This is a genomic window from Streptomyces sp. NPDC004721, from assembly GCF_053601495.1.
On sequence record NZ_JBSGBZ010000011.1, the window covers coordinates 14,936 to 26,472 of the forward strand.

Sequence of the window (11,537 nt, forward strand, 5' to 3'; positions counted from 1 at the left end):
GGGCTTCCCGGACACGGTCGTTCCTGTGCAGCGCCCTGGTGAGGGCGGCCGTGGCGGCGGGGAGTGGACGGAGGTGCTTCACCGGGCTGTCTCCAGGGACTTCAGGGTCGTGCGTGCCGTGCGGGCGCCGAGGGGGGAGAAGCCGGGGTTCAGCCTCAGGGCGGCGGTCAGGTGGGTGCGGGCGGCGTCGGTGTGGCCGGTGGCGTGCTCGATCATGCCGCGGTGGTAGAGGAACGCGGCGTTGCGGTAGCCGGTGGCCGTGGCCCGCCGGGCGTAGGGGAGGGCTTCCCGGGCGCGGCCGTTCCGGTGCAGTGCCCAGGCGAGCGCGTCCGCGGTGTGCACGGTGTGCCGGCGGGCCCACTCGGCGCGGGCCGCGCGCAGCGCCGCCCCGGCGTCGCCGTGGTCGGCGGCGGCGAGCGCCGTGTCGAGGTCGGCGTTGACACCGCCCGCACGGGCGAGCGCGATCCAGGCGTCGACGAGGGCGTACTGGTTCCGCGCCTTCGCCCGGTCGCCGGCGGCGGCGCGGGCCTCGTACAGCTCCCCGAGCGCGACGAGCGGTCCGGGCAGCGGGTAGCGGGAGACGACGTCCTCCAAGTCCCTGACGGCGGCGGCGAGGTCACCGCTCGCCGCCCGGGCGCGGGCGCGGCCCTCCAGGGCGGGCAGGTAGCCGTCGTCGGCGGCCAGGGCCCGCGCGTAGTGGCCGAGGGCGGCCTTGTAGTCGCCCTGGTTCCAGGCGAGTTGGCCGAGCTGGGTGGCGACGTAGGCGATGTCGCCGCGGGAGGTGGCGGCGGCGAGCGCCTGTTCGAGGACACGGCGGGCGGTGGTGACGTCGCCGCGCAGTTCGCGCACGTAGGCGTAGCGCGTGAAGACCGGCACGCCCGGGCGCCGGGCGTCGGCGGTGTCGGCGGCCTCGGACGCCGCGTCGTACCGGCCGAGTTCGACGAGGGCGTCGATCCGGGAGGACAGGGCGCGCTCGCTGTAGGGGTTCTGTTCCAGGGCCTGGTCCGCGTGGGTCAGGGCGCCGGCGAAGTCGTGCCGGGCGGCGGCGAGCGCGGCGCGGCCGGCGAGGGCCTGGTCGTTTCCGGGCGCCAGCTTCAGCGACCGCGCCAGCGCCCTCTCGGCCTGCGGGTACCGCGAGGGATCGCCCTTGGTCCGCGCCTCCTCGACGTAGGCGAGCGCGAGGGCGGCCCAGCCGGCGTGGTCCTTCGGCCGCACCCGCAGACGCGCCTGGAGCGACGTGATGTCGGTGCCCGGACTTCCCCCGGCGAGCAGCTCCGGCGCCACGGCGCCGCCCGCGAGGCCGGCCGCATCGTGGCCGTCCCGCCCCGTCCCCACGGCCAGGGCACCCCCGGTCATCGCCACGGCCAGCAGCACCACGAGTCCGACGAGCGGCCCCCGCCGCCGGCGGCGTCCCGCCGCGGCGACGCGCCCGTCCGCGACGGCTCCGTCGACACCCTCGCCGGTGCCGTCCTGCGGGCCTTCGGCCTCGCGCTCCGCCGGGGCCGCGGGGGTGTCGTCGTGCGGGTGTTCGCGGTGGTGTTCCCTCGGTGGGTCCGCCGGGCCGTGTTCGGGCTCGGCGGGCCGGTTCTCCGAGGGCGTCGCGGGACCGGTGGCGTGGTGTCCGCGGTCAGGTGGGATGGGATCGTCGCGCCGGGCCATGCCCTCTCCTTGGTCGCCTGGGTGGTCGGGCCGTACTGCCGGTACGGCCGGGTTCGCGTGGGGTGGCGCGGCCCGCGTCGTGGGGGATGGGTGGAACGCGGGCCGCGCCGGCCGGTGGGGGCGTGAGTCGGTACGGGGTCAGTACGGGCGCTGCGAGCGGCGGCGCCACCAGGACAGACCCGTGCCGATCAGCAGGACTCCGGCCGCTCCCGCGGCCGCCGAACCGGCCATCAGCATCGTGTCCCCGGAGGCGCCCGCCGGCCGCAACGCGTCGCCCGGCCCGCTGCGCACGTTCGCGCCCGTGCTCCCGGCGGCCCGTCCGCGCGAACCGGACGTCGGCTCGGCCACGTACGGGAACGAGCTCTCGAACTCCTTGTCGTTCGCGTCGACCGCGTCGCCCAGGTCGTTCTTCGCGCCGAGCAGAGCGCCCTCCATCACCTGGAGCGCCGCGTCGATCACGTCGTCGGTGAGCCTGCGGCCGTTCGGGAAGCCCGCGGTGTCGCCGTCGAGGACGCCCAGCCGCTTGGGATGCGGGCTCGGCGCGATCGAGGTGTTCAGCCGCAGCTGCTCCGAAGGCCGCACGTACGGCGGCTGGTTGAGGTCCTTCACGCCCTTGAGGAACACCTCCACGAGGTCGTCGCGCGGCTCGGCGGGCGCCTTGATCTTGTAGATCTGCTCGACGAGCTTCGGCAGTTCGGGATGGGTGACGTTCCGGAGGAACCGCGCGTCGCCGTAGGGCGAGGACGCGTTGAACACGTCCTTGTCCTTCTGCGGGTTGACGACCTCGTTGACGAGCGGGTTGCCCAGGCGCGAGACCTGCGTGAAGCCGCCGCGGGCGTTCTTGCGCTGCGTGGTCGACCAGATGCCCACGACGGGCTGCCCGGCCGACTCGCGGATCAGGTCGTTCGGCACCTGGAGGGCGATCGTGTTGACGTTGTAGCCCTTGAGCGTGTCGTCGCCGACCTCGGAGAGGTCCCCGCCGTACAGCAGGTCGAAGACGCGCAGGTCCGCGAAGAACGGGTCGTCGGCCTGCCCGGCGAACGTCGCCGCACCGCCCGGCGTCCGGTGGACGGCCTGCTTCCGCAGCGCGCCGTAGTCCCGCATCGACGCCTTGCCGACGTTCGACGGCGCCACCGGCACACCGTCCGCGAGCCGCGTCGTGGACACCTCCCGCCCGTGGCGCAGCCTGATCAGGTCGACGTCGTACGCCTGGGTCACGTTCAGGTTCGGGTCGTCCAGGCTGTGCACCGGGCCCGTGTTGTAGAGGAACGTGTTCTTGTCCTTGACGTGCGTCCTGAACGTGTACCGGAAGACCAGGTCGCTCCGCGCGTCACCGTCGTTGTCGATGTGCAGGTCGTACTGGGCGTCCTCCGCGAACGTGTAGAAGTTCGGACCCCCGGCCGGCTCCTCGAACGGTATCCAGTTCGCCACCAGGGTCGTGGTGTCGGGCTTGTCCGGGCTGACGAACGCGTACAGGTCCGTGTTGTCGTACTGCGGGGCGCCCGAGACGAGCGGCGCCTCTCGGTGGCTGGAGGCGGCGGCCCGCCCGGGTTCGAGCACGGCCGTGCCGGCGGCCGCGAGCCCCCCGGCGGCCAGCGCGCCGCAGACGAGGGAGGCGAGGCCTCTGCGTCCCTCCCCGGGAGCCGAACGCCTGGGGGTTCCCCCGCCGCGCTTGGAGAGACTGGAGAAAGGTGTCATGCCGATCCGTCCTCAGTGCCGACTTGCCTGTCGTACGGGGATTCGGAGACCGGGCCGGGACGGATCGGTCCGCCGGCGGATTTCTTTTCCCGCCGCTCGACCCGCGTTTTCGGCCCGCGGATCCGTACTTCATCCGAAGGGCGCGCACGCCGCGTGCCCCGCGTGCGTGAGGACGGGCCCACGGCGGCCGGGGGAGAGGGGGCGGCGGGTGGAGGCGGACGAGCTTCTGGTGCTCGTGGCGGGGGGCGACCACAAGGCGTTCGAGGAGCTGTACGGGCTGGTGTCCGGGCCCATCTACGGGCTGGTGCGGCGCGTGGTGCGCGACCCGGCCCAGTCCGAGGAGGTCACCCAGGAGGTGCTGCTCGAAGTGTGGCGCTCCGCCCCGAGGTTCGACCCAGGGCGGGGCAGCGCCCTGTCCTGGGTGCTCACCCTCGCCCACCGCCGCGCCGTCGACCGGGTGCGCAGCGTCCGCGCCGCCGGCGAGCGGGAGCGGCGCGAGGCGGTGCGCGCCGCCTCGCCCGCCTTCGACCACGTCACCGAGGAGGTCGAGGCGGGCCTGGAACGCGAATGGGTACGGCGCTGCCTGGACCGCCTCACCGCCCTGCAGCGCCAGTCGGTCACCCTCGCCTACTACGACGGTTACACCTACCGTGAAGTGGCCGAGCGGCTGTCCCTGCCGCTGGGCACGGTCAAGACGCGGATGCGCGACGGGCTCATCCGGCTGCGCGAGTGCCTGGGATGTGCCGCATGAGCCTGCTCGACCGCCTGCTGCGCCGCGAGGACCCGCACTCCCTCGCCGCGCCCTACGCCCTCCACGCCCTGGAGCCCGCCGAACGGGTCCGCTTCGACAAGCACCTGAGGAACTGCTCCGCGTGCGCCGCCCAGGTGCGTGCCCTGGCCGAGGACGCGGTGCGTCTGGCCTGGTCCGCCGCCACCCCGGCGCCCGCCGCGCTACGCGAGCGGGTGCTGGCCGCGATACGCGACACCCCTCAGGATCCCGCCCCGGCGCGTGAGCACACGCCCCAACTGCCCCCGCACGTCTGGGGCACCCGGCCGCCGCCCGCGCGCACCCGTGCGCCCCGGCCGCGCCCCCTGTTCGTGCCGTTCGCCACCGTGACCGCCGCCGCGGCCCTCGTGGTCGCCGCGCTCTTCGCCGTCCAGGCGAACCGGACCGAGGACGAGCTGGCGGCCCAGCGGGACCGGGCACGTGAGATCGCCCACGTTCTCGCCGCCCCGGACACCCGGGCCGCCACCAGCCGGGACGCGGAGGGCCGCAGTATCGGAGTGATCGCTTCGGCCTCCCGGGAGCAGGCCGTGGTGACCCTGGGCGGGTACGCGGACCCGCCCAGTGGCCGGGTGCGCCAGCTGTGGCTCATGCGCCCCGGCGCACCACCGCGCTCTCTCGGCCTGTTCGAGGGTGACGCGCCCCTGGTCGTCTCGGGGCTCACCCGGTCGGCGACATCACTCGCCGTGACGGTCGAGCCCGATGGGGGGTCACCCGGGCCCACTACGCGGCCAATTGTTCAACTCGCCTTGAACGCGGTCGGATTCGGAGAGTAATCGTCAACACCCCTCCAGGGAAGGTGAATCCTGCCACCGCGATACACGAGTGCCCCAACGGGGCGATAGGGTTACTCTGCCCGGGCCGGGTGGACTCGTACGGGTGGGGAGTGACATGGAGCAGATAACAGTGCGCAGCAGGGCCAGGGTCCCTGCGATCACCTGCGGGAGCAGCGCGACCAGCTCGCGTCTCGACCGTCATCTGTCGGTGCTGGCCGGTCCTGCCGTGCCGCAGCGGGAGACGGCCGAGGCGACGTCGCTGATGCGCGAGCTGACCGCACGTGGCCCGCACGACCGCACGGGCAGGCGCGCCCGGGTCCACCGCGTGTCGCTGTTCGCGCCGCTGCGCAGGCTGCGCCGCTCGCTGTTCGGCGCGCGCTGAGTCCCGACCTGCGTCTCCTCGGCCCGTTCACCCGACCCGCGCTCAGGCCACCACGCCGTCCCGGCGCAGCGCCGCGATCTCGCCGTCCGTCATTCCCACGGCACGCAGCAGCGCCCCGGTGTGCTGTCCGAGCGCGGGAACGTCTCCCATGCTCGGCCCGGTCCCGCCCGGCAGCGTGATCGGCGGCAGCAGCGCCCTGAGCGGGCCGGCCGGCGTACCCACCTCCCGCCACCGCTCCCGGGCCGCGAGTTGCGGATGCTCCGCGAGCTCGTGCACGTCCCTCAGCCGTGCGCAGGCGATGCCCGCGCCCTCCAGCCGGGCCAGCGCCTCGTCGGTGTCCAGCGCGCCGAGCGCCTTGCCGACCAGTTCGTCGGTGCGTTCCCGGTGCGCGACCCGTGCCGCGTTCGTCGCGAACATCGGATCGTCCCCCGACTCCGGCTGCCGCAGCACGTGTTCGGCGAGCCGGCGCCACTCCCGGTCGTTCTGCACCGACAGCAGCACCCGTCCGCCGTCCGCGGTCGGAAAGGCGTCGTAGGGGGCGATGACGGCGTGCGCGAGGCCGGTGCGCGCCGGGGCGGTCCCGCCGTGCATCGCGTGGTGCAGCGGATGCCCCAGCCACTCGGCGAGCGCCTCCAGCATCGACACCTCCACCGGACCGCCGCGCCCCGTCGTGCCGCGCCGCACCAGCGCGGCCAGCACGCCCGAGAAGGCGTACATGGCCGCCGCGATGTCCGCCGCCGGGATCCCCGCCTTCACCGGCTGCTCCGGCGTGCCGGTCACGGACACCAGCCCCGCCTCGCACTGCACGAGCATGTCGTAGGCCCGCTTGTGCGCGTACGGACCGCCCGACCCGTAGCCCGAGATGTCGACGGCGATCAGCCGCGGATGCCCGGCGCACAGCGTCGCCGCGTCCAGGCCGAGCCGGGCCGCCGCGCCCTGGGCGAGGTTCTGCACGAACACGTCCGCGCGGGCGATCAACCGCCGTACGACGTCCAGACCCCGCGGGTCCTTCAGGTCCAGCGCCACGGATTCCTTGCCCCGGTTGCACCACACGAAGTGCGAGGCGAGTCCGCCCGCCGCGGTGTCGTATCCCCGCGCGAAGTCACCCCCGTCCACCCGCTCGACCTTGATGACCCGAGCGCCGAGGTCGGCGAGCTGCCGGGTGGCGAACGGCGCCGACACGGCCTGCTCGACAGCGACCACGGTGACGCCCTCCAGGGGCGGCGGAAGCTGATCCATGCCCCGGATCATGACCCGCGCCCAGCGGGTTTGTCAGCAGCGGGCATGGCCGGCCACCGACGGGTCACCGCGTCAGGCGGCTCGTCGAGCCGGCCGGGGGCGCGGGCCGGGCGTGCGGGCCGGGCGCGCGTAGGCCCGGGTGCCGGCCGGGGGCCCAGACCGGGGCGTGCAGGCCCGGTTGCCGGCCGGGGGGCGCGGGCCGGGGCTCGCGGCGGCGGTGCCGAGGCGGGGGTGCCGACTGGCGGCGCGGGCCCTGGCGGGCGCTGCCGACCGTGGCGCCGCTGACCGGCGCTCGACGGATCCGGCGGTGGGCCCTGGTCTTCCGGTGGATCGACGGATCCGGCGGTGGGCCCTGGTCTTCCGGTGGATCGACGGATCCGGCGGCGGGGGCGGCGCGCCGGGCGGCGGGCGACCGCCACGGGCGGCCGCGCACTTCCGGGCGACGGCCGCGCTCTTCCTGCCGGAGGTCAGGGCAGTCCGGCGCCCGCTGTCAGCCCTCTTTGCGGGCGTACCGCCGGACGGCGAGGGGCCCGCACAGGGCGATCAGGAGCGCGCACCAGGCCAGCGACCCGGCGACGGGGTGGGCCACCGGCCAGGCGGCGCCCTCGGGCACGGGTGCGTTGCCGAAGAGGTCCCGCAGGGCGGTGGTCACCGCGCTGATCGGGTTCCATTCGGCCGTCGTGCGCAGCCAGCCCGCCAGGTTGTCGGTCGGGATGTAGGCGTTGGACAGCAGCGGCAGCACGAAGGTGGCGGCGCCGAGCTGCCCGGCGGCCTCCTCGCTGCGGGTGAGCAGCCCGAGGAGGATCCCGATCCAGGTGCACGCGAACCGGAACAGCAGCAACAGGCCCACGGCGCCCAGCGCTTCGGGCGCCGACCCCTCGACCCGCCAGCCCACCGCGAGCCCGACCAGCAGCAGGGGCACCGTTCCGGCGGCCGTGACGACGAGGTCCGCCACCGCCTGCCCGAGCGGCACCGCCGCCCGGCTCACCGGCATCGTGCGGAAGCGGTCCATCACGCCCCGGTGCGTGTCCTGCGCCGCCTGGAACATCCCGGTCATGATCCCGCCCGCGGCGGTTGCCACCAGCAGCCCCGGCACCAGGAAGGAGCGGTACTCCCGGCCGGGCATCGCCAGCGCGCTGCCGAAGACGTAGCCGAAGAACAGCAGCATGTTGATCGGCATGACCTGGGTCAGGATCGCCAGTCCCGGACTGTTGCGGACCCGGCGCAGTTGCCGGCCCACCATCGCCATGCCGTCGTACGTCAACGCGCTCATGCCACGAGCTCCTTGGTGTCGGGGGAGGTGCCGGGGGACTGCCCGGTCAGCCGGAGGAAGACATCGTCGAGGGTCGGCGGCCTGAGGCTCGCGTCGAGCAACGGCACGCCGGCCGCGTCGAGTTCGCGCACCAGGCGGGGGAGAGTGAGCGTCGCATCGGTGGTGACCGCGCCGACGGTGTGCCGTTCGTGGTCGAACGCCGGCTCGGAGCCGGTGAGCCGGTCGAGGACGCCCGCGGCCCGCTCCATCGCGTCGGCCCGCGCGACGACGACTTCCGCGTAGGAGCCGATCAGCGACTTGAGCTGGGCGGGCGATCCGGTGTGCGCGACCCGGCCCCGGTCCATCAGAGCTACCTCGTCGGCGAGTTGGTCGGCCTCCTCCAGGTACTGGGTGGTCAGCAGCACCGTCGTCCCCTGCTGCTTCAGGTCGCGTACGGCGTCCCGGATGCGGTTGCGGCTGGCCGGGTCGAGCCCGGTGGTCGGCTCGTCCAGGAACAGCACGTCCGGGCGGCGGATCAGGCTGGCCGCCAGGTCGAGGCGGCGTCGCATTCCGCCGGAGTAGGTGGACGCGGTCCGGTCGGCCGCCTCGGCGAGGCCGAACCGCTCCAGCAGTTCGTCGGCCCGCGCGGCCGCGTTCCCGACCCGGTGCAGCCGCGCGAACAGCCGCAGGTTCTGGCGCCCGGTGAGGTCCCCGTCGACCGACGCGTACTGCCCGGTGACACCGATCCTGCGGCGCACCGCCGCCGCCTCCCGGACGAGGTCGTGCCCCGCGACCCGTGCCGACCCCGCGTCCGGACGCAGCAGCGTGGTCAGCAGCCGAACGGCCGTGGTCTTGCCCGCCCCGTTCGGCCCGAGCAGCCCGCAGACGGTGCCCTGTGGCACGGCCAGGTCCAGCCCGCGCAGGGCGTGGACCTCCCCGAACCGCTTCTCCAGACCTTCACTAAGTACACCGTACGTAGTAGCCATGTGTCGACGATAGCGCACTACGTACGGTGTACGTAACTACGATGGTGGGGCGAGGTGATGATCAATGACTGGCCGAGCGGCCGTACCCGAAGTGATCTGGGCCCGCCCCGAGCGGGCGGGCCGGGGGCCGAGGCCGGCGTACAGCCGTGCCGACATCGCGGCCGCCGCGGTGCGGATCGCCGACGCCGGAGGCCTGGACGCGGTCTCCATGCGGCACGTGGCGGCCGAACTGGGCTGCGGCACCATGTCGCTGTACAACTACGTCCCCCGCAAGGAGGACCTGTACGAGCTGATGGTCGACGCCGTCAGCGGTGAGCACGAACTGTGGGAGCCCTCGGGCGACTGGCGCGCCGATACGCTGCGGGTCGCCCACCAGACCCGCGGCCTCATGCGACGCCACCCCTGGCTGCCGCGCCTGATGTCGAGCATCTACGGCTTCAGCCCCAACGCCCTGCGGTATCTGGAGCACTGCCTGGTCTGCCTCGACCCGCTCGAGGTGTCCTACGGCACCAAGATGGAACTGGTCGCGATGGTCAACAGCGTGGTGACCATGTACGTGGCGAACGAGCTGGCCACCGTCGAGCGCGCCCGGTCGTTGCCCTGGTCGGAGGAGCAGGAGCACGCGGTGCGGATCGCCTATCTCGGCGGGCGGATTGCCACGGGTGAGTATCCGCGGATGGCGGCGGCCTTCGCGGAGGACGCCGGGCCGATCGACCTGGAGGCGGTGTTCGATCGGGCGCTGGGGCGGGTCCTCGACGCGTTCGCACCGCGCGGCTGAGGCGTCCTCAGACCAGGGCGAACTGACCCTCCGGACCCTCTTCGAGGTGATCGAGGACCGAGGCCGGCCGGCGGGCCGCGTCCGGGACCGGCAGGATCCCCGCGGACCGCAGATCGGTCGCGGTGATCGGAGCCGTCACCTCCAACGCCTCGCGCCGCGGACGCAGTTCCGCCAGCAGGGCGAGGACCGTGATCAGCTCCAGGAGCTCGGACGTCCACGACTGCGGCCAGGTCGCCGGGCGGACGGCCGCCAGGGTGCCCGGTTCGCCCTGCGCGGTCCGCGCGGCGAACCACTGTTCCAGGACCCGCCCCGAGCCGGCCTCGAAGTCCCAGGCCTGCGGCGGGACGGGGGAGACGCGGCCCTCGTCGAGGTGCAGGGCCTCCTCGTCGCGGTCGTAGCGCAGGGTCAGCGGGCGTGCGGGCAGCGGGGCACGGACGTAGGGGCGGCGACCGCCGGGGAGCTTGGGGCGCTCGCCGTCGCGGCGCATCAGCCACAGCGTCCGGCGGCCCAGCTCCACTCCGGCCGCCCAGACCCCGGAGTCCCCGGTGAGCGGGACCACCGGGCCGTCCGGACCGGGGCGCGCGGCCGCGAGCGTCCAGGCGAGGACCTCCTCCGGGGCGGGGCGGTGCCCGAGGCGGGCGGCCAGGTGGTCCAGGAGGCCGGGCGCCAGGTTCGGTTCCGCGGCCGACGGGCGGCGGTACAGCGGCCGGATGCGTCCCGGACGCAGGACGGGCAGCAGGGACGTCGCCAGCAGGGGCGGTCCGGTGCCGGGCGCGGCGGCCGTCTCCGCCACGAAGACCTGCCGGGCGTCCGCCACCCGCCACAACTCGGGCCGGGCCGCGTCGATCAGACGGTGGTCGGGGATCAGCCACTGTTCGTCGAACGGCGCCACGAGCACCCGCACCGGCTCCGGACAGGGGCCCGAGGCGCGGATCAGCCTCTCGGTGCCGCCGGTCCGGCCCGGCAGCTGCCCGACGGCCGTGTACGGCGTGCGCGAGCGCGTCGGCTCGAACAGGGCCTCCCGGTCGGGGCCCTCGGCCTTCAGCAGGGCCTTCCAGCGGGCCCTGAGACAGCCCGCGTCGGGAGCCATCGGCCACCCCCGGCCCAGCCGCGGCGGTGCGACGGACCACGGCATGAGGTCGGCCAGCGGCGGAGCGTCGTCGTGCGTCACGCCGGGCATCGTACGACCTGACCCGGACGGCCGGGTCAGGTGGCGTCGAGGGTGACCGTGAAGGAGAAACGATCCCCCCGGTAGTGGATCACCGCCACGTCCAGCGGCCGCCCCGCCGCGTCGTAGGTGATCCCCGTGTAGTGCAGGATCGGGCTGAGCAGCGGGACCTGCAGCAGCCGCGCCGTCTCCGGGTCGGCCAGCCGGGCCTGCACGGTGTCCGTGATCCGGCTGATGTCCGCGCCCACCACGTCCCGCAGCACCTTGGTCATCGGCCACCGCACCAGATCCTCCGGCGCCATCCGGCGGGCCAGCTCCGGACGGACGTAGTTGCGGGCGTGGTTGGTCGGCTCACCGGTCTTCTCGTCGCCGCGCAGCCGGTGGTACGTCGCCACCTCGCCCAGATCCGGGAAGTACTCGGCCAGTTCGGCGGGCACCGCCTCCGTGCCGTGGGCCAGCAGCTCGGTGGTCATGCCGGACTGCTGGGCCACGATGGCGTCCACCGAGCCCAGCAGCCGCACCGGGGCGCCCCGCCGGGCACCGGGCTCGATGAACGTGCCGCGCCGCCGGTGCCGGGTGATCAGCCCCTCGTCCTCCAGCTCCTTCAGCGCCTGCCGCATGGTCAGCACGCTCACGCCGTAGTGCCCCGCCAGTTGCTCCTCGGTGGGCAGGCGCAGCGGATCCTGGGGCGAGCGGCCGAGGATCGAGGCGCGCAGCGACTGCGACACCTGGTACCACAGCGGCAACTTGCGGTTCAGGACGATCGAATCCGGGGCGAAGGAGGTCACGGTTCATCCGTACCGGTAGGGAATCGA

11 protein-coding genes are annotated in these 11,537 nt (G+C 74.3%); 4 read left to right on the forward strand and 7 right to left on the reverse strand.

The features are described from left to right. Nucleotides 1–78: 78 nt before the first annotated feature. Together ACWEK3_RS12400 and ACWEK3_RS12405 are read right to left on the reverse strand one after the other, a co-directional pair. Complete coding sequence (locus tag ACWEK3_RS12400) at nucleotides 79–1,659, reverse strand: tetratricopeptide repeat protein (RefSeq protein ID WP_453249646.1); 1,581 nt, start codon at nucleotides 1,657–1,659, stop codon at nucleotides 79–81. Nucleotides 1,660–1,797: 138 nt separating this feature from the next. Continuing rightward, nucleotides 1,798–3,357, reverse strand: coding sequence for a DUF4331 domain-containing protein (locus tag ACWEK3_RS12405; RefSeq protein ID WP_453249647.1), 1,560 nt, complete (start codon nucleotides 3,355–3,357; stop codon nucleotides 1,798–1,800). A 208-nt stretch (nucleotides 3,358–3,565) separates the two neighbouring features. On the opposite strand from ACWEK3_RS12405, the gene ACWEK3_RS12410 reads away from it, so the two are divergent. From ACWEK3_RS12410 to ACWEK3_RS12420, 3 genes are all read left to right on the forward strand, one after another. Then, on the forward strand, nucleotides 3,566–4,108 hold the full coding sequence (locus tag ACWEK3_RS12410) for a sigma-70 family RNA polymerase sigma factor (protein ID WP_376405546.1): 543 nt from the start codon (nucleotides 3,566–3,568) through the stop codon (nucleotides 4,106–4,108). Continuing rightward, a complete protein-coding gene (locus tag ACWEK3_RS12415) occupies nucleotides 4,105–4,917 on the forward strand; it encodes an anti-sigma factor (RefSeq protein ID WP_450538765.1) in 813 nt (270 codons plus the stop codon). The genes ACWEK3_RS12410 and ACWEK3_RS12415 overlap by 4 nt, the downstream gene beginning before the upstream one ends. 115 nt (nucleotides 4,918–5,032) lie before the next feature. Then, on the forward strand, nucleotides 5,033–5,299 hold the full coding sequence (locus ACWEK3_RS12420; protein WP_141362413.1) for a hypothetical protein: 267 nt from the start codon (nucleotides 5,033–5,035) through the stop codon (nucleotides 5,297–5,299). A gap of 42 nt (nucleotides 5,300–5,341) precedes the next feature. Here the strand turns inward: ACWEK3_RS12420 and ACWEK3_RS12425 are convergent, their stop codons facing one another. From ACWEK3_RS12425 to ACWEK3_RS12435, 3 genes are all read right to left on the reverse strand, one after another. After that, nucleotides 5,342–6,538: a CaiB/BaiF CoA transferase family protein gene (locus ACWEK3_RS12425; protein ID WP_361416507.1), complete on the reverse strand. Its 1,197-nt coding sequence runs from the start codon at nucleotides 6,536–6,538 to the stop codon at nucleotides 5,342–5,344. A 490-nt stretch (nucleotides 6,539–7,028) separates the two neighbouring features. Continuing rightward, a complete protein-coding gene (locus ACWEK3_RS12430) occupies nucleotides 7,029–7,811 on the reverse strand; it encodes an ABC transporter permease (RefSeq protein WP_376651707.1) in 783 nt (260 codons plus the stop codon). Beyond that, nucleotides 7,808–8,776: an ATP-binding cassette domain-containing protein gene (locus ACWEK3_RS12435; RefSeq protein ID WP_450538763.1), complete on the reverse strand. Its 969-nt coding sequence runs from the start codon at nucleotides 8,774–8,776 to the stop codon at nucleotides 7,808–7,810. The genes ACWEK3_RS12430 and ACWEK3_RS12435 overlap by 4 nt, the downstream gene beginning before the upstream one ends. 64 nt (nucleotides 8,777–8,840) lie before the next feature. Here ACWEK3_RS12435 and ACWEK3_RS12440 point away from each other — a divergent pair, with 64 nt between their 5' ends. Further along, entirely contained in the window at nucleotides 8,841–9,554 is a 714-nt protein-coding gene (locus ACWEK3_RS12440; protein WP_453249648.1) for a TetR/AcrR family transcriptional regulator C-terminal domain-containing protein, read from the forward strand. 7 nt (nucleotides 9,555–9,561) lie between these two features. On the opposite strand, the gene ACWEK3_RS12445 is transcribed toward ACWEK3_RS12440, so the two are convergent. Next, nucleotides 9,562–10,734, reverse strand: coding sequence for a type ISP restriction/modification enzyme (locus ACWEK3_RS12445; RefSeq protein ID WP_453249649.1), 1,173 nt, complete (start codon nucleotides 10,732–10,734; stop codon nucleotides 9,562–9,564). A 26-nt stretch (nucleotides 10,735–10,760) separates the two neighbouring features. Next, complete coding sequence (locus tag ACWEK3_RS12450) at nucleotides 10,761–11,510, reverse strand: GntR family transcriptional regulator (protein WP_384085112.1); 750 nt, start codon at nucleotides 11,508–11,510, stop codon at nucleotides 10,761–10,763. Between the last annotated feature and the right edge of the window lie 27 nt (nucleotides 11,511–11,537).